Source organism: Gluconobacter frateurii (genome assembly GCF_002723955.1).
In the GTDB taxonomy this organism is placed as follows: Bacteria; Pseudomonadota; Alphaproteobacteria; order Acetobacterales; family Acetobacteraceae; genus Gluconobacter; species Gluconobacter frateurii.
Genome location: NZ_BEWN01000002.1, coordinates 111,530 through 128,026, shown reverse-complemented (window position 1 = coordinate 128,026; position 16,497 = coordinate 111,530). Strand labels below are relative to the sequence as shown.

The 16,497-nt window shown below is 56.3% G+C and carries 17 protein-coding genes and 1 tRNA gene; 7 read left to right on the top strand and 11 right to left on the bottom strand.

Annotated features, from left to right (window positions below):
• The first annotated feature begins 3 nt into the window (after positions 1–3).
• Genes GFR01_RS06035 through GFR01_RS06025 form a run of 3 tightly spaced genes read left to right on the top strand, consistent with a single transcriptional unit; the run spans position 4 to position 2,288 of the window.
• Positions 4–858 carry a metal ABC transporter solute-binding protein, Zn/Mn family gene (locus GFR01_RS06035; protein ID WP_099181712.1) on the top strand — a complete coding sequence of 285 codons (855 nt, stop codon included), beginning with the start codon at positions 4–6 and terminating at the stop codon, positions 856–858.
• On the top strand, positions 842–1,501 hold the full coding sequence (locus GFR01_RS06030; protein ID WP_099181711.1) for a metal ABC transporter ATP-binding protein: 660 nt from the start codon (positions 842–844) through the stop codon (positions 1,499–1,501). The genes GFR01_RS06035 and GFR01_RS06030 overlap by 17 nt, the downstream gene beginning before the upstream one ends.
• Positions 1,494–2,288 carry a metal ABC transporter permease gene (locus GFR01_RS06025; protein ID WP_099182115.1) on the top strand — a complete coding sequence of 265 codons (795 nt, stop codon included), beginning with the start codon at positions 1,494–1,496 and terminating at the stop codon, positions 2,286–2,288. Before GFR01_RS06030 ends, GFR01_RS06025 begins: the two co-directional genes overlap by 8 nt.
• Here GFR01_RS06025 and GFR01_RS16105 read toward each other — a convergent pair.
• Positions 2,285–2,419, bottom strand: a complete 135-nt coding sequence (locus tag GFR01_RS16105) for a hypothetical protein (protein WP_264780555.1) — start codon at positions 2,417–2,419, stop codon at positions 2,285–2,287. The two genes, GFR01_RS06025 and GFR01_RS16105, sit on opposite strands and share 4 nt — an antisense overlap.
• Before the next feature lie 134 nt (positions 2,420–2,553).
• Between GFR01_RS16105 and GFR01_RS06015 the strand changes: the two genes are divergently transcribed.
• Positions 2,554–4,041, top strand: coding sequence for a sugar porter family MFS transporter (locus GFR01_RS06015; protein WP_174694671.1), 1,488 nt, complete (start codon positions 2,554–2,556; stop codon positions 4,039–4,041).
• A 32-nt stretch (positions 4,042–4,073) separates the two neighbouring features.
• Positions 4,074–4,514 carry an HIT family protein gene (locus tag GFR01_RS06010; protein ID WP_099181710.1) on the top strand — a complete coding sequence of 147 codons (441 nt, stop codon included), beginning with the start codon at positions 4,074–4,076 and terminating at the stop codon, positions 4,512–4,514.
• Here GFR01_RS06010 and GFR01_RS06005 read toward each other — a convergent pair.
• The 5 genes from GFR01_RS06005 to rfbB all read right to left on the bottom strand — a co-directional run bounded on the left by GFR01_RS06005 (position 4,511) and on the right by rfbB (position 9,093).
• Positions 4,511–5,512 carry a glycosyltransferase gene (locus GFR01_RS06005; RefSeq protein ID WP_099182113.1) on the bottom strand — a complete coding sequence of 334 codons (1,002 nt, stop codon included), beginning with the start codon at positions 5,510–5,512 and terminating at the stop codon, positions 4,511–4,513. The genes GFR01_RS06010 and GFR01_RS06005 overlap by 4 nt on opposite strands.
• Positions 5,513–5,585: 73 nt before the next feature.
• Positions 5,586–6,476 (bottom strand): dTDP-4-dehydrorhamnose reductase, encoded by an 891-nt coding sequence (rfbD, locus tag GFR01_RS06000; RefSeq protein ID WP_167384221.1) that lies wholly within the window; start codon positions 6,474–6,476, stop codon positions 5,586–5,588.
• Positions 6,477–6,484: 8 nt separating this feature from the next.
• Entirely contained in the window at positions 6,485–7,048 is a 564-nt protein-coding gene (gene rfbC, locus GFR01_RS05995) for a dTDP-4-dehydrorhamnose 3,5-epimerase (RefSeq protein ID WP_063904979.1), read from the bottom strand.
• A 96-nt stretch (positions 7,049–7,144) separates the two neighbouring features.
• The gene (rfbA, locus tag GFR01_RS05990) at positions 7,145–8,017 is read right to left on the bottom strand and encodes a glucose-1-phosphate thymidylyltransferase RfbA (protein ID WP_174694690.1); all 873 of its coding nucleotides are present in this window, start codon (positions 8,015–8,017) and stop codon (positions 7,145–7,147) included.
• A 20-nt stretch (positions 8,018–8,037) separates the two neighbouring features.
• Entirely contained in the window at positions 8,038–9,093 is a 1,056-nt protein-coding gene (gene rfbB, locus GFR01_RS05985; RefSeq protein WP_016738479.1) for a dTDP-glucose 4,6-dehydratase, read from the bottom strand.
• Between the two features lie 190 nt (positions 9,094–9,283).
• Between rfbB and GFR01_RS05980 the strand changes: the two genes are divergently transcribed.
• Both GFR01_RS05980 and GFR01_RS05975 read left to right on the top strand, forming a co-directional pair.
• Positions 9,284–11,332, top strand: coding sequence for a hypothetical protein (locus GFR01_RS05980; protein ID WP_099181708.1), 2,049 nt, complete (start codon positions 9,284–9,286; stop codon positions 11,330–11,332).
• Entirely contained in the window at positions 11,329–12,018 is a 690-nt protein-coding gene (locus GFR01_RS05975; protein WP_099181707.1) for a histidine phosphatase family protein, read from the top strand. Before GFR01_RS05980 ends, GFR01_RS05975 begins: the two co-directional genes overlap by 4 nt.
• Positions 12,019–12,202: 184 nt before the next feature.
• On the opposite strand, the gene GFR01_RS05970 is transcribed toward GFR01_RS05975, so the two are convergent.
• From GFR01_RS05970 to mnmG, 5 genes are all read right to left on the bottom strand, one after another.
• Positions 12,203–12,278: transfer RNA gene (locus tag GFR01_RS05970), tRNA-Lys, on the bottom strand.
• Positions 12,279–12,387: 109 nt separating this feature from the next.
• Positions 12,388–13,266, bottom strand: coding sequence for a ParB/RepB/Spo0J family partition protein (locus GFR01_RS05965; protein ID WP_099181706.1), 879 nt, complete (start codon positions 13,264–13,266; stop codon positions 12,388–12,390).
• 6 nt (positions 13,267–13,272) lie between these two features.
• Positions 13,273–14,073: a ParA family protein gene (locus tag GFR01_RS05960; RefSeq protein WP_063904991.1), complete on the bottom strand. Its 801-nt coding sequence runs from the start codon at positions 14,071–14,073 to the stop codon at positions 13,273–13,275.
• On the bottom strand, positions 14,063–14,644 hold the full coding sequence (rsmG, locus tag GFR01_RS05955; RefSeq protein ID WP_099181705.1) for a 16S rRNA (guanine(527)-N(7))-methyltransferase RsmG: 582 nt from the start codon (positions 14,642–14,644) through the stop codon (positions 14,063–14,065). The genes GFR01_RS05960 and rsmG overlap by 11 nt, the downstream gene beginning before the upstream one ends.
• On the bottom strand, positions 14,641–16,497 hold the full coding sequence (gene mnmG, locus GFR01_RS05950; RefSeq protein ID WP_099181704.1) for a tRNA uridine-5-carboxymethylaminomethyl(34) synthesis enzyme MnmG: 1,857 nt from the start codon (positions 16,495–16,497) through the stop codon (positions 14,641–14,643). Before mnmG ends, rsmG begins: the two co-directional genes overlap by 4 nt.

The window sequence follows — 16,497 nt, the reverse complement described above, 5'->3', positions numbered from 1 at the left end:
CTCATGCATCGTTTCCGAACCCTGTGTCTGGTCGGTTCGCTGCTGACTGCACCTGTCGCTTCTGCCGCCCCGATGCCTGTGGTTTGTGTTGAATCTGTCTGGTGCAACATCGCTGCCCAGATTGGTGGACCTGAAATCACCACGCAGGCCCTGATCTCAACGCCCGGCATCGACCCTCATGAACTGACCCCGACCCCCTCGATGGCACGCCAGACAGCGCGTGCGGCGCTGGTTGTGCTCAATGGCGCGACTTATGATGACTGGGCGCTGCCTTTCGTATCGGCTTCTGCGCCCCGTATCATTGCAGCGCAGGAAGCTGGTTGGACAGTGGGAGACAATCCTCATCTGTTTCTTGATCCTGTTGCCGTTCGCAAGGTTGCGACGGCCATGGCGCGTGTTTTCGTCAAGCAGGGACTGGATCATGAGGCGGTCCAGCAACGTCTGAAGGCTTTCCTGGAACAGATTGACGGTCTGGAAGCGCGCAGCGGCAAGCTGCGACAGACTTATGATGGAACGGCTATCGCAGCGATGGAGCCGGTTGGGGCTGACCTGATCCAGCATATGGGTTTGCATATTGTGGATGCAGGATTTGCCCTGGCTGTCATGCACCACACGGAGCCTTCTCCGAGGGATGTTGCGGTGCTTGAGACGGCGCTGGATGAGAAGACCGTCAAACTGCTGATTGTAAATCCGGCTGTGAGATCGCCCCAGATTGACCGGATGGTGGACAAGGCCCGGAGCAGTGGTATGCCGCTCGTCATGGTTGGGGAAACGCTGCCCCCGGGACTATCGTGGCAGGAGTGGGTGTCTTCAATTATCGAGTCCGTTCAGAAGGCCCTTGATGGCGCATCCAGATAACCTTTCCCTTGACCAGGTCACACTCTGCGCAGGCGCCAAGACCATTCTGGATAACGTCACCCTGACAGTCCCCATGACCGGCGTGACGCTTTTGGCAGGCCGGAACGGTTCCGGAAAATCGACTTTTCTGAAGGCTTGCCTTGGCCTTGTGCGCCTCCAGAGTGGTGTTCTTCTTCTCAAGGGCCAGCCGCCTGAACTTGCCTGCAGACAGATCGGCTACATGCCTCAGGGCCTCAGTGACACGGCTTTGATGATTCCGGCGATCAGTCATGTCATGGCAGCGATGAAAGGTGCACGCTGGGGAATACCTCTGCCGTCTCGTGCCCGGCGAGAGGATGCTGAACGACTGCTGGCTCTGACGGGCGCGCTATCTTTTGCCCGCCGGCCTCTTGGCCTTCTGTCTGGAGGGGAACGTCAGCGCGTCTGTCTTGCGCAGGCTCTGACAGACAATCCGAAGATGCTACTTCTGGACGAACCTCTGGCGGCTCTGGACCATGAAGCACAGCATCAGATTGTGTCTTTGCTGGATACTCTGACGCGGGACCTTGGAATTTCCATCCTCCTGACCTCTCACGAGACAGAGGCTCTGGGCGGGAAGATGTCGCGTATTCTGAAGCTGAAGAATGGCAGTCTGCATGTTTGAATTCGAATTCATGCGACATGCTTTTCTGGGATGCACCATCGTTTCTGTGCTGGCGGGAACGGTGGGGTGGTTTCTGATCCTGCGGCGTCAGGCCTTTGCTGCCCATGCTCTGTCTCATATTGGCTTTAGTGGTGCTGCAGGGGCGGTCTGGCTCGGTGTTTCTCCCCTTTATGGGATGATCGCTTTCAGTCTTTTGGCTGGCTTGGCGATGGGCAATGAAACAAAGGGGGCAGGGGCTCTTTCACCCCAACGTGACAGCATGATTGGCCTCGTTCTTGCTGCCAGTCTCGGTCTGGGAACATGGTTCCTGCACGAAGCGAATGGCGCCTCAAGCATGGCGACAACGCTTCTGTTTGGAGATGTGCTGGGTATTGATACGCCAACACTCCTCGCACTGAGCACCGTCACAGTGCTCTGTCTGGCTGGGCTGGCTTTTCTGGGGCGACCGCTTTTGTTCGCAAGCCTGATGCCGGACGTGGCGCAGGCGCGTGGAGTTCCGGTGCGTCTTACGTCACTCGGATTTATGGCGATAGCGGCCTTGGCTTGTTCCGCCTGTGCAGAAGTCTCGGGCGCGCTTCTGGCCTTCAGCCTCATGATCGGCCCGGCGGCAACGGCTCTCCGGTTAGGTTTGAGGCCCGTTGCAGGGCTCGCCACTGCGGTGTCTCTGGCCCTGTTTCTGTCCTGGGGAGGTCTTGCTCTGTCCTGGGTGACAGACGTGCCCGTGCCATTCTGGATCGGGCTTGGAGCCGCCGCCTGTTATGGAATGGCGTGCATGGTCAGGCGTTAATTGCCTGTCATTGTCACCAGACGAAGGTGAACCAGCCCGATAAAGGCGATCAGGCAGAGATGAAGGATAATCAGAGCCCTGCCGGTAATGACGGGTGCATCGCGGGTTGTATCCGGAGTTTCAGTCGACATTGTGGGCCTCCATAGGTTCTCTGTTCATAACCAACTTCACACCGTATCGCCAGACTATAGGGAAAACGCGGTTTTTTATGAAAAAATAGAACGGGCGCGAAAAACCTGACAGATTGCTCTATGTTAATATCGCTATGTCAAATGATACGAAAACATCTCGACCTGTTCGTGAACAGATAGACCTCTCCAAAATCGAGGTCTCGCCGAATGCGAAACTGATCCTGATGCTGGCCGCTATGGTCGCCGCAATCTGCGGTGGGCTTTACGGTTATGATACAGGCATCATTTCGGGAACGCTTCCTCTTATTGGTGATGACTTCCATCTGAACTCCACCATGAAGGAAAGCGTCGCCTCCGCTATTCTTCTGGGCGCAGTGTTTGGTGCTTTCGTGGCAGGCGCCCTCTCCGAGAAATTTGGTCGACGCACAACAACCTGCATTGTCAGTGGTGTGTTTGTTCTCGGTGCAACGGCTTGTGCATTTTCCCCAGATGTCTGGAATCTGATTGCGGCCCGTTTCGTGCTTGGACTTGCCGTCGGTGGATCTACACAGGTGGTTCCGATGTATATTTCGGAACTGGCACCTCAGGAACGCCGTGGCAGCCTGGTGACAATGTTCAATGTTGCCATTGGTCTGGGTATTCTGATTGCTAATATCATTGGCCTGACGCAGCGGACGAACTGGGGTTGGCGCCCGATGGTGGGGATTGCCGCCATTCCCGCAGCCATCGTTTTCGTGTCCATGTTCTTCATGCCGAAAAGCCCTCGCTGGTCGGCTGAAAATGAAGGCATGAAGAACGCCATTCTTCATCTCAGCCGTATTCGGACGACCAAGCGGGCAGTCCGCAAAGAAGTGGAAGCGATCCGCGAGAACGCAACGGATATCGATCCGAAGAACCGTGGCTGGCGTGGCCTCTTCCAGCCCTGGGTTCGTCCCGCACTGGTTGCAGCGCTTGGTGTCGCATTCTTTACCCAGTGCGGCGGCCTGGAGATGATGATCTATTATGCGCCGACGTTCCTGAACGATGCCGGATTTGGTGCATCTTCGGCACTATGGGCGTCGCTGGGTGTGGCGATCGTTTATTGCATCATGACCTTTCTGGGCTGCCTGTTCGTGGACCGGATCGGCCGTCGTCGTCTCATGCTGATCATGGGGCCGGGTGCTGCCCTGTCTCTGGTTGGTCTGGGCATCATGTTCATGAGCCATCCGGCTCCAGGGAGCATTGGATCTTATCTGATCGTGGCCTTTCTGCTGCTGTTCATGATGTTCAACTCTGGTGGTATTCAGGTCTGCGGTTGGCTTCTGGGTGCGGAAATGTTCCCGCTTTCCATGCGTGGGCAGGCAACATCCCTGCACGCAGCGACGCTATGGGGAGCAGATCTGCTTGTGACCAGTACGGCGCTGACAATGGCCGAGGGCATTGGCCTGACATGGACGATGTGGTTCTACGCCCTGGTCAACCTGGCCTCCGTGATCTTTGTGTTCTTCTTTGTTCCGGAGACTTCCGGTGCTTCCCTTGAAGACATTGAAGACGCGCTGCTGGAAAATCGTTTCCGTCCGACGCGGGAGAACAAGCGCATTGTCCCGGAAGAGGATGAAGAGGACGCTCGGTCTGCAGCATGATACGGTTCCTCCTTTCTTGAGGAGGACCGGATATGAACGTTATCGCTCAACGGGTTATTGCTGCACGAAGCGGCAATAACCCGTTTGTCATTGGACGTATGAAATCTGGCTGGCTTGTGCTTGGGGAGACCCAGCCTCTTCCGGGGTATTGCCAGCTTCTCGCAGATCCCATCGTTTCCTCCCTCAATGATTTGCACGGAGAGGCGAGGGCCCAGTACCTTCTGGATATGGCTGCGGTTGGGGATGCCCTTCTGGCGGTGACCGGGGCATCTCGTATCAATTATGAGACATGGTGTAATCTTGCGCCCTCGCTTCACACCCATATCGTGCCGCGCTACGCGAGCGAGGAGGACGACAAACGCACCAAGGCTGCCAGTATAGCCTATGATTATGCTGCTGCCAGACCGTTTGACCCGGAGCAGGACAAGACCTTCATGGAGGCAATGAAGCGGGAGTTAGGCTTAGGCCATTAGTGGCAACGCGTGGCCAGCAGATACCAGAGGCGAAAAACGGTAGTTTCACCAAAGGTCTGTCTCTGAAGCTCTGGCCGTTTCCAGAGGAGCCTGAAACGTTCTTTAAACGTCCGGGCCTGAGACAGATCTTCAAGAAGCGCTTTGGATTCCGGCGTCAGCATGTCTGGATAGCTCAGAAGACGTTGCACGTTTGATTCGAAGATCGTCATGAAAGCGCCAGGCCCGCGTTTTAAGGCGCCAAGGCCGCGCTGGATTCTGGAATGCTTCGCACCGACCGTATTGCAGGAGTGCTGCCGGTAATAACTCACGCAGCGATCATCAAAGAAAATTTCTCCGCCGGCTGCCATAGTCAGCAAATACGCCCACCAGTCATGCAAGGTGTTGGCGGGCGGAGTGGTTCCCTGCATCAAATGGCAGGCGGCTGCGTTAATGACAGCTGTATGGCCTGTTGCAATATTCTGGGTCAGAGCCGCTGCAAAACACGGCTGTCGATGTAACCGTTCGGACTTGCTGAAGACGTTCAGCGTGCTATCCGTCAGATACTGACGGGCGCAATAAATTGCCGGGATCTGGGCAGGTTGAGTCCGAAGCCACTCTACAGCCCATTCCAGTTTTTTGGGGTGCCAGACGTCGTCCTGATCAGCGAACGCAACGAACGGCGTTTCTGGAATGGAATCCAGCAGATGCAGGTACGATGCTCCGACACCGTTCGAGCCGGGAAGGGACGTGATCTCGACGCAGCGTCCATGCCCACGGTGTGCAGCAAAGGAGAGCATAATGACGCGTGAAGCATCTGTTGACCCGTCATCGCGCCAGTAAAGAACCCAGTCTGTGTGAGACTGGGCTAAAATGCTGTCGAGCTGTGCGTTCAGGTAAGTTTCGCCATTGTAAAGCGATAACAGAATAGCAACGCGCGTTGTTCTGTCCGCACCTTGACTTGCTCCTCCCCGGATCATCTGCGGGTTCCAGCGGCGGGTGCCGGATTGAGGAGAAGACATGACATCCTTATGAAAACGAACAGAAACAAAACGCGGAATACAGACCATTCCTTATCAGAATGGCCTGTAAAACTTACGAAGCCGTAAAGAGACGATGCACCGTACGGGCTACACTCTCACGCCATTCAGGCAATTTAACGCCAAAAATGCGATGAAGTTTTGAACAGTCCAGCCGGGAATCCTGCGGACGCTTGGCTGGCGTAGGCCAGTCTTCTGTACGGATTGCCGTAACCGTGGGCATGGCCTGCCCATGTTTTTCGGCTTCTTCAAGGGCAGCGACTGCCAGGCCGTGCCAGGTCGTCTCGCCGGTTCCGCTGGCGTGGTAGATGCCAGCGTATTCTGGCTTCCACCCGTCTTTTTCCACCAGAGCCAGAATGGCGAGGATGGCTTCCGCCAGATCGTCGGAACTGGTCGGGTTGCCGCTCTGATCTCCAACGACCTTGAGAGCCGGGTTCTTTGCCCCAGCGTTGATCATGGTCTTGATGAAGTTCTTGCCGTGCGCCGAATAGACCCAGGACGTTCTGAGAACGATGCTCTTTGGGTTGGCTGCCAGAACGGCCTGTTCACCGTCAGCCTTGGTGCTGCCATAGACCGTCTCAGGGCTGGTCGGGTCTTCTTCGGTGTAGGGCGTGCCCTTGTCACCGGAAAAGACATAGTCCGTCGAAACATGCACAAACGGAATGCCTGCCTTGGCACAGGCTTCAGCAAGCGCCTTCGGACCCGAGTTATTGGCGCGTTCTGCACCGTCTTTCTCGGTTTCAGCCAGATCGACAGCCGTCCAGGCAGCGGCATTCACCACAGCAGCCGGGTGATATTTTTCAATCGCGGCTGCGATCGTTTCAGGCTTGTCGAAATCGAACTCCGGTCGACCCACACGAATGATGCGGTCACCGCCGAGAGTGGCGAGGGATGTCGCAAGCTGGCCATTGCCGCCCGTGACGAGGATGGAACCTGTGCTGGACATGGCTTTACTCACTTTTCGTACTGGAACCAGCCTTTGGCTTCCGAGAAGTGCGGCGCGATTTTGTCCTTGTCGGACAGAACGGCTTCTTCTTCGGAAATGGGCCAGTCAATGTTCAGTTCCGGAGAGTTCCAGATGACTGCACGTTCGGAGACCTTGCTGTAAAGAGACGTGCATTTGTACTGGACTTCGGTGTTCTCTTCGAGCGTCACAAAACCATGCAGGAAGCCGGGCGGAACCCATAACTGGGACCAGTTTTCAGCAGAGAGCTCAGCAGCAACCCACTTGCCATAGGTTGGTGAGCCCGTGCGGGCATCTACGGCCACATCCCAGATGGCACCACGCGTTACGCGAACGAGTTTGCCTTGTTCGTAGGGGGCCAACTGGCAATGCAGCCCGCGGACGACGCCTTTTTCAACAGAGAGGCTCTGATTGTCCTGAACGAAAGGCAGGTTGATGCCGGCCTCCGTCATACGATCAAAATTATAGGTTTCGGAAAAGAAGCCGCGATTATCGCTGAAACGAGGAGGCGTAACGAGAATGACTTCCGGAATGGCTAGCCGTTCGACCTTCATGACGGTTTCCTTCAGAAAATGAGATCTGGAAATAAAGGCAGACTGTGCCTCAGCAGAAAAAACGCTGCCTGACCTGGTCAGGCAGCGCAGGGAAGATCAGGCGCCGTGATCTGCCAGTTCAAGCAGAAGACGACCCAGTTCTGTCTTGCCCATTTTCTTGGCATGGTCGCGAAGCTGATCGGCGGTAATGAACTTGTTGCGGAAAGCGACTTCAGCCGGAGAACCTACCAGCATGCCCTGACGGGACTGGATGGTCTGAACGAAGCTGCCAGCCTGCATCAGGCTGTCAGGCATACCAGCATCAAGCCACGCGCAGCCGCGGCTCAGACGATCAACCTGAAGCGTGCCTTCTTCAAGATACATGCGGTTGAGGTCTGTGATCTCCAGTTCGCCACGGGCGCTGGGCTTTACCTTCTTGGCGAAATCCACAACACGGTGATCATAGAAGTACAGGCCCGTGATGGCCCAGTTTGATTCAGGATTTTCCGGCTTTTCGACGACTTCAAGCGCTTTGCCACTCTGGTCGAATGAGACCACACCATAGCGCTCTGGGTCGCGGACCTGATATGCGAAGACAGTTGCACCTTCCGGACGGTTTGCAGCCGCACGTAGCAGCACACCCAGATGATCGGCGAAGATCAGATTGTCACCCAGGGCAAGCGCACAGGGGGATTCGTCAAGCCAGTCTTCCGCAATCAGAAATGCCTGAGCCAGACCATCCGGGGAAGGCTGAATGCGATACTCGAATGTTACGCCAAACTGGGAACCATCGCCCAGAAGGCGCTGGAACTGAGGCATGTCATGCGGCGTGGTGATGATCATGATGTCCCGGATTCCCGCCAGCATCAGCGTGGAAAGGGGGTAGTAGATCATTGGCTTGTCGTAGACCGGCAGGAGCTGCTTGGAGGAAGCGAGCGTCATGGGATACAGGCGCGTGCCCGAACCGCCAGCCAGGATAATGCCCTTCATGGGCTTCGTGTCGATCGTGCTCATGCGCGTGTTCCCAGTCGCTGTCCCGTATAACGCTTGGAGCGGATTCCTTCCCACCAGTCACGGTTGTCGAGATACCACTGAACCGTCTTGCGGATGCCGGTTTCGAAGTCGTTCTTGGCTTTCCAGTCCAGCTCTTTTTCAGCATGGGACGGGTCGATTTCATAACGGAAATCATGGCCGGGGCGGTCCGTCACGTAACGGATCAGACGCTCACGCGGGCCTTCCGGGTCTGGCAGAAGTTCATCCAGAACGGCACAGATTTTCTTGACGACTTCAAGGTTGGTGCGCGGCTGACGGGCACCGATAGCATAGGTCTCGCCCGGCTTTCCAATTTCCACAGCGCGGACCAGAGCTTCGGCATGGTCTTCGACGAAGAGCCAGTCGCGGATATTTTCGCCCTTGCCGTAAACAGGCAGTTCACGCCCTTCGATGGCGTTGATGGTGACAAGGGGAATCAGCTTTTCAGGGAAATGCCAGACACCATAGTTGTTAGTGGTGTTGGTAACGAATGTTGGCAGACCGTAAGTGTGATACCAGGCCCGGACCAGATGATCGGACGATGCCTTGGAGGCTGAATACGGGCTGCGCGGATCGTAAGGCGTTGTTTCGGTGAACGGCGGATCATTCGGCTCAAGATGGCCAAAGACTTCGTCCGTGGAAATGTGGTGGAACCGGAATGCGGCTTTCTCTTCGTTTCCGAGGCCGTTCCAGTATTTGCGCGCAGCTTCCAGAAGGGAATAGGTTCCCACGACATTGGTCTGGATAAAGACGCCGGGTCCGTCGATCGAGCGGTCCACATGGCTCTCAGCAGCCAGATGCATGACGGCATCCGGGCGATATTCCTCGAACAGGCGCTGCATTTCTACGCCGTTCACAATGTTTGCCCGTGCGTGAGAATAACGCGGATCGGAAGCGACCTCGGCTACGGTATCTTCTGAGGCTGCATAGGTCATGCAGTCTACGTTCAGCACACTGTGTTCGGTGTTTCTGATAATATGACGCACCACGGCCGAACCAATGAAGCCGCAACCGCCTGTCAACAATATCCGCATTTCAACTCCTTAACATCACGGTAGGAGCTTCAGCCCCGCCACAGGAAAGTATCTTACAGTGTTGTACAAGAGGCGCAAACATGGCTGTCGGTAATACTAATGAAACTATTTCTACATCCATAAGGTCTCGCCCCACATCGCTGAATGAGCTACCCAGACACTCCTGTTAGGCACGCAGGAGAACAAAGGTATGCTGGCTGATACATTAACCCGCTCGCTCGTTGATGTGCTGGAACGTCCAGACCTTCGGGTCGTTGCGGCGGGTCTCATGCCAGAGCTGGATATTTCCCTGAAGCAGCCATTTCAGCTCGGAGAAAACCTGCCTGAACATCCTGCCTCTCCTGTTGGGCAGGTATGCCTGAAGCTGGGGGAACCCTGTCTTCGCAATCCAGCACTCGCCCCAACATTTCTGCGGCAGGCTGTTGAACTTTTCAGGCTGCTCCATGGTGGCGCAGACGCTCGTCTCGCCAGTTTTGCTGCCGCGCGTGTTGCCGCACTGTTTCATGGTCTCGACACGAATGCGGCCTGCCCGCTTCCGACCGAACTTGCCGTCTGTGCAGGGGATGTGCCGGATAGCCAGACATTGCTGCATATCTGGGAGAGCTTGAAGCTGCTGTTTCCAAAGGCACCCGTGTTTACGGCGGAAGATGCACAGAGGTTGCAGCCTATTCTTGTGCGTCTGTGGCCTGTCATGGCACCTGCAGAAACATTAATGAGCAGCGGCGGGGACTCCAGACTGGCCGTTGATCCGGAAACAGGGCTGAACCGTTATTCCTGTTCGCACCGTCCCCGTCCCTGGGCTGTCACTTTTGGTTCTTCAACTGCTTCTTCTCTGTCAGAACGTGGGTTTGGAGGGGCAGAGGCGGCACGATGTGCGATGATGAACGCCCTTCTTTCACAGCAGGACCCGGATCTTGTTCAGGAAACAATGGTCAAGAATGCGCGGTCTGGCATTGGGCGACACTATGATCTGCCCGAAGACGCGGTATTGCTGTCTGCCTCCGGGACCGACTGTGAACTGGCAGTCCTGGCTCTCGTAGCCGCAGGCACCGAGCGTCCTGTCAGTTCCATTTTGCTTGCCCCGGACGAGACCGGAAGTGGTGTGCCACTGGCTGCCTGTGGTCGTCATTTCGCCACTGACAGCGCGTGCGCGACCTTAGTGGGAAAAGGGGAACTGATTGAGGGGTTCTCCGCCGATACCCGTCTCATCGGTGTGACTATCAGGCATCCGGATGGATCTTCCCGGGCAATCGAAGACATTAATGCCGAATGCCTTGAACTCGCGCGGCGTGAAGTAAAAGCCGGTCGGCATGTTTTAATGCACCGTCTGGACCAGTCCAAAACTGGCTTGGCTGCTCCGGACATGGAAACCATTGAAATCCTGCGAAGCGAGCTTGGAGAGCATTTTAGTGTTGTGGTGGATGCCTGCCAGGCTCGCCTTAGCCCAGCACGTGTTTTCGAGTGGGTACAGAGTGGTCTGATGGTCATGGTGACGGGCTCTAAATTTTTCACAGGGCCACCGTTCTGTGGAGCAATCCTTTTGCCGGAAACGCTGCGAAATCGCCTTCCATCATTGTCTCTTCCAATTGGTCTTAAAGACTATGCAAATCGGGATGAATGGCCGGAAGGATCAGATAAAAACGCATTGAATACTGGGCATAATATTGGTCTCGCTCTGCGATGGCATGCTGCGCTTGCAGAGATGGACGCCCTGTTTGTTTTACCGGATGACACGATCCGTCATCGGCTGGATTATTTCATGACCCAGGCTATCGAGATGGTGGAACGATGTCCTTCGCTGACCATGCTTCCTATGGGACAACCTGTGGATGATGGCCGCTGGGACGCAGTTCCGACAATCCTGTCTTTTTTGGTCAATGATCCCCTCGCGCCCGAACATCCGCTTGAGCTGGAAAATGCCCGGAAGTTGCACCGCTGGCTGAATGCAGATCTCTCACCATGGGTGAGGGAAGGGGAGCCAGCTCTGCTCTGTGTTCTGGGACAGCCCGTTCCGGTTCCACACCCGCTTCTGGACGGCCCGGCTGGTGCTTTGCGCTTATGCGCTGGTGCGCGACTGGTTTCAGGGGAGCCCTCTCATGCGGGGCTGGACGAACCACAGAGGTTACAGCGGGAATGTGCGGATGCCCGCAGGGTACTGGCTAAACTGGAACTGATCCTGAAACATTGGAACGTTCTGCTGGACGTCAATCCTGTTCCTCGTTACGCGCCTTTCTCATGACACAGACAGATCACGCAGTCCCGCACGGACACTTCCTCGACACTCCTGAGCTTCCTCGGGGCATTACGCGCTTCTGGCTCGTGCGACATGCTGTCGTGGAGGCCAGTGCGCGCAAGACAATGTATGGGGCCATGGATGTTCCTCTCTGCAAGGAAGCCATGGCCTCTCAGCAGGGTGGTTATGCTGCTCTGGCGCGTCGTCTTCCCGCAGATGCTGTCTGGTATAGTTCTCCCCTGCAAAGAGCGTGGGACACGGCTGCGCAGATTCGTTGTGCGGGAGAATTTCAGTGCCCTGATGTGACGCTGGATGCGCGGTTTATCGAACAGTCGATCGGGGACTGGCATGGAACACCGCATGACCAGTTTCTGTCGCTTTTGAGCCTGCCGCCAAACCCGTTCTGGTCGCTGTCCGCAAGCGAGCTTCCGCCGGGCGGTGAGAGCATGCTGGATGTCTGTGCGCGCGTCTCTCACGGTTTGGAAGACCTTGCTAACACGCATCCTGGTCAGGATATGGTGATGGTCAGCCATGGGGGCGCTATTCGTGCAGCACTCTCCCACGCCCTGGCTATTCACCCGGATATTGCGCTCAGGTTTACGATCCAAAACCTCTCCATTTCTATTATTGAACGGATTAATGGGCTCTGGCGCGTGGTTGCTGTGAACGAACTTCCGGATTTTCGAGGCTGAGATTTTCAGCAGGAAATACAGAGTCTGAAATTAGAGAGATAGGATTCTCCTGTTTGTGGAGAATCCAGAGGGGAGTCCGGATTGAGTCCGCAGACCACGGTTGTATCAGCGAATAAAAGAAGTCTCTCTTCTTTGAAGAAAGACAGGCATCTGATTTTTCAAGGATAAGACCGGAAACGGAGCTTGGTGGGCACACAAGGGCTCGAACCTTGGACCCGCTGATTAAGAGTCAGCTGCTCTACCAACTGAGCTATGTGCCCGTCGCTCCGTTTCCGGTGAGGCGCGTTATAGAGGGAAGGGTGGCTGCTATGCAAGAGGGATTCGCAGAAAAAAACGAATAAATCTGAAAAACCTCCTAAAAACAGTTTCTTACGAGTGGTTTAGAAGGCGCATGAGGCTTTCGAACTGTTCAAGAGAGCGATAATCAATCTTGAGGGAGCCGCCTTTTTTTCCGTCGTAGGAAATCCGGACTTTCAGCCCCAGACGAAGAGCAAGATCTTCTTCAATCTGAACGATTTCTGCGTCGCGACGACTTTTGGATGCTGGCTTCTTTTCTGATTTTTCTGCAGCAAGAGCTTCCGTCTGACGGACGTTCAGGCCCTTTTCCAGAACAATTTTGGCAGCGGCCACTGGGTCAGGGTGACCCAGAAGGGCGCGTGCGTGACCAGCCGTTAACTCGCCCTGGCGGACGTGAGCACGCACCTCAGCCGGAAGGTTTAGCAAACGCATGGTATTGGTGATGTGCGGGCGGGATTTGCCCACAGCGCCCGCCAGTTCTTCCTGTGTCAGCGTATAATCGTTGATGAGACGCTGTAGTCCCTCGGCTTCTTCGATCGGGTTCAGGTCTGCGCGCTGAAGGTTTTCGACCAGTGCCGCAGCCATGGCATCCGTATCATCGAGCTGGCGTACATGGACAGGCACACTGTGCAGGCCCGCAAGCTGAGACGCACGCCACCGGCGCTCACCGGCGATGATCTGATAGCGTTCCGGGTTGGCAGGGTCAGGCCGGACCAGCAAGGGCTGAAGGATACCTCGGGAGCGAATGGAGTTGGCCAGTTCTTCCAGTCGTTCAGGGTTCATGTCCTGACGCGGCTGAAAGGGGCTTGGCTCCAGCACATCGACGGGTAGGGAAGTATGCTGCTGCACCGGAGCATTCGCGCGCGTTGTGCGGGCAAGCTGGGGGGCCTGATCGCCCAAAAGGGCTGCAAGTCCACGACCGAGGCGCGGGGAAGTGTCCTTTTTGGCCATCGCAGCTTACGCCTTTGTCCTGTTCTCTGTTCGCTTCAGAAGTTCGTCCGCCAGTGCCACATAGGCGACTGCGCCTGTGGAACGTGCATCATAATTCAGCACAGGGCTGCCATGGCTCTGGGCTTCGGAAATACGGATATTTCTCGGGATCAGCGTTTCGAGAACCTGTTCGCCGAAGAAACCCCGTGCATCCTGTGCGACGAGTTCTGAAAGGTTGTTTCGTCGATCATACATCGTCAGCACAATGCCTTCGAGATGCAGATCTGCATTGAAGGCACGCCGCACACGGTCAATGGTGCGAACAAGCTGGCTGATCCCTTCAAGTGCGAAGAATTCACACTGAAGAGGAACCAGAACACTGTCGGCCGCGACCAGTGCGTTCAGGGTCAGAAGACCAAGGCTCGGCGGGCAATCGATCAGGATGGTGTCGTAGTCGCCTTCGAGGGCACGTAGAGCATCACGCAAACGATATTCCCGACGTTCATCCCCGATCATCTCCAGTTCGGCGCCGGCCAGTTCGTTATTGGCGGTGATGATCGAAAGATTCTCGAATTCGGTTGGCTGAGCAAGGGCGTGTGGCTCTGCTTCCTGCATCAGGGCAGCATAGGTACCAACATTCCGCTGATCATACTCGATGCCCAACCCGGTCGAGGCATTACCCTGAGGGTCCAGATCAACGAGCAGAACGCGCTGTTTCCGTGCCAGCGCGGCAGCCAGGTTGATTGTGGTCGTGGTTTTGCCAACACCGCCCTTCTGGTTGGTGACGGCAATGATGCGGGTGGTGGGGGATACGGAATTAGACGACACGCTTGAAATCACTGACCTTGATGATGGCTCCGCCGGGGTCGGTGCGGCTGGGAAGAATGGTGGATGTCATGTGCCAGTCGCGGCTTGCCTCGGTCAACTCATCCTGCGCCTTTATGCCCTTGAGAAACAGACAAAATCCGTTTTCTTTCAGCAGAGGGCGCGCCCATCCCAGCAGTTTGACCAGCGGGGCCAGTGCGCGGGCGGTAATGATGTCGGCTTCTGGTGGGGTTGCCGCTTCAATCCGCTTGGGAAGGATGGTGACATTGGCTTCGCAGATGCGCCCGGCTTCTCGCAGGAAGGCGCATTTTCGTTGGTCTGACTCAATGAGTGTAACCGGGTTGCCTGTTGCGATTGCCAGAATGAGACCCGGAAAGCCGCCGCCTGAACCGAGGTCCGTAATGGTGGCACCCTCAGGGATCAGATCCGCGAGTTGCAGGCTGTCTTGAATATGGCGGGGCCAGAGTTGACCCAGATCTTTCGGGCTGACCAGATTGATCTTCGCATTCCACTGCACGAGCAGGTCTGCGAAGCGCTCCAGTCTGGCCTGCGTTTCACGTGAAACGGTGGTCATGACAGGGTCCTTACATGGGCCAGCAGGGCGACCAGCGCGGCGGGTGTTACGCCTCGCACACGCTGCGCTGCGGCAAAGCTGGTCGGACGGGCCTGAGTAAAACGCTCGCGCATTTCGCTGCTCAGGCCGCCAATGGCGTTGTAGTTCAGATTGTCCGGCAGTGCGATGGCACTTTCAGAGGCAAGCTGTTTGATCTCACGGTCCTGCCTGTGCAGATAGCCGCCATAGCGTGCTTCCGTTTCCACATGACGGCGGATGCGAAGCGGTAACTCTGCGAACCAGGGCGCCAGATCCAGCACCTTTGAATGATCGCCATTGCTGGCCAGCACGTCCAGAACGCTCCGCCGCCGCCCGTCCAAGGAGACCTCAAATCCGACTTCTCTGAGTGTCTGGGGCAGGAATGTCGTCGAAGCAGCCTGAGCCATGGCCGCATCAATCTGGGTCTTCATGTCTGTAAAAGCACTGGCACGCTCGGCCAACACGCACCCGGCCATCATGCCCTTGGGTGTCAGGCGCAGGTCTGCGTTATCGGCGCGTAGTATCAGACGATACTCGGCGCGCGACGTGAACATGCGATAAGGTTCGCTGATGCCGTGCAGCGTCAGATCGTCGATCATGACGCCCAGATAAGCATCGCTCCGATCCAGAATGAGCGGATCGTTTCCAGCCGTCGCGCGGGCGGCATTCAGGCCCGCAAGGAGACCCTGCGCGCCTGCTTCTTCATAACCTGTTGTGCCGTTGATCTGACCCGCCAGATAGAGGCCCGGCAGGCTGCGCAACTGAAGCGATGGTAGAAGTTCACGGGGATCAACGTAGTCGTATTCTACAGCATATCCTGCCGTCACGATCCGGGCCTTTTCCAGGCCAGGCATGGAGGCGATCATGAGTGCCTGAACATCAGCCGGAAGGCTGGTGCTGATTCCGTTCGGATAGACAAGGTCCCCGCCGGGATTTCCGGGAAGTGCTTCCGGCTCCAGAAAAACCTGATGGGACGACCGCTCTGCGAAACGGACCACCTTGTCTTCAATTGAGGGGCAATAGCGTGGGCCACGCCCTGCGATTGCTCCGCCATACATGGCGGAACGATGCAGGTTCTCGTTGATGATACGATGTGTTTCTGGCGTCGTCTGGCTGATGCGGCAAGAAACCTGATCGTTCGTGATGCGATCCGTCAGCGGGCTGAAAGGCTCCGGAATATCATCACCGCGGTCTTCTGGCAGGTTGTCCCAGTCGATGCTGTCTTTGGCAATGCGGGGTGGTGTACCGGTCTTGAGGCGCCCCATTCGTAGGTTGAGGGCCTCCAGACGTTCGCCCAGTTTCGTTGCTGGGGCTTCGCCGATGCGCCCGGCAAGTTGCTGCTCATGCCCGACATGAATCACGCCGCGCAGGAAGGTACCTGTCGTGAGGACTACGGCACCGCAACGGAAAGAACGACCATCTTCGCAGACGACACCGCAGATTTGTCCGTTTTCTTCAATCAGATCCCCAACCGCTCCAGCCATGATCGTGAGGTTAGGCGTTTCTGCCAGAAGGGTCTGAATAGCCGTTTTGTAAAGAGAGCGGTCAGCCTGTGCTCGGGGACCGTGAACGGCTGGTCCTTTGGAGCGATTGAGCAGCTTGAAATGGATGCCTGCCCGATCGGCAGCCTTGCCCATCAGTCCATCCAGTGCGTCGATCTCTCGCACAAGATGCCCTTTGCCGATTCCACCAATGGCAGGATTGCAGGACATGGCCCCGATGGTTTCGAGCTTGTGTGTCAGCAGGAGCGTTCTGGCTCCAAAGCGCGCAGATGCTGCGGCTGCTTCGCACCCGGCATGACCGCCGCCGATCACGATGACATCGAAATCGCTCAA

Bases quoted from the DNA above. Each gene is read 5' to 3' on its own strand.
- GFR01_RS06035 (WP_099181712.1), top strand. From the start codon at position 4: ATGCATCGTTTCCGAACCCTGTGTCTGGTCGGTTCGCTGCTGACTGCA.
- GFR01_RS06030 (WP_099181711.1), top strand. From the start codon at position 842: ATGGCGCATCCAGATAACCTTTCCCTTGACCAGGTCACACTCTGCGCA.
- GFR01_RS06025 (WP_099182115.1), top strand. From the start codon at position 1,494: ATGTTTGAATTCGAATTCATGCGACATGCTTTTCTGGGATGCACCATC.
- GFR01_RS16105 (WP_264780555.1), bottom strand. From the start codon at position 2,419: ATGTCGACTGAAACTCCGGATACAACCCGCGATGCACCCGTCATTACC.
- GFR01_RS06015 (WP_174694671.1), top strand. From the start codon at position 2,554: ATGTCAAATGATACGAAAACATCTCGACCTGTTCGTGAACAGATAGAC.
- GFR01_RS06010 (WP_099181710.1), top strand. From the start codon at position 4,074: ATGAACGTTATCGCTCAACGGGTTATTGCTGCACGAAGCGGCAATAAC.
- GFR01_RS06005 (WP_099182113.1), bottom strand. From the start codon at position 5,512: ATGTCTTCTCCTCAATCCGGCACCCGCCGCTGGAACCCGCAGATGATC.
- rfbD (WP_167384221.1), bottom strand. From the start codon at position 6,476: ATGTCCAGCACAGGTTCCATCCTCGTCACGGGCGGCAATGGCCAGCTT.
- rfbC (WP_063904979.1), bottom strand. From the start codon at position 7,048: ATGAAGGTCGAACGGCTAGCCATTCCGGAAGTCATTCTCGTTACGCCT.
- rfbA (WP_174694690.1), bottom strand. From the start codon at position 8,017: ATGAAGGGCATTATCCTGGCTGGCGGTTCGGGCACGCGCCTGTATCCC.
- rfbB (WP_016738479.1), bottom strand. From the start codon at position 9,093: ATGCGGATATTGTTGACAGGCGGTTGCGGCTTCATTGGTTCGGCCGTG.
- GFR01_RS05980 (WP_099181708.1), top strand. From the start codon at position 9,284: ATGCTGGCTGATACATTAACCCGCTCGCTCGTTGATGTGCTGGAACGT.
- GFR01_RS05975 (WP_099181707.1), top strand. From the start codon at position 11,329: ATGACACAGACAGATCACGCAGTCCCGCACGGACACTTCCTCGACACT.
- GFR01_RS05965 (WP_099181706.1), bottom strand. From the start codon at position 13,266: ATGGCCAAAAAGGACACTTCCCCGCGCCTCGGTCGTGGACTTGCAGCC.
- rsmG (WP_099181705.1), bottom strand. From the start codon at position 14,644: ATGACCACCGTTTCACGTGAAACGCAGGCCAGACTGGAGCGCTTCGCA.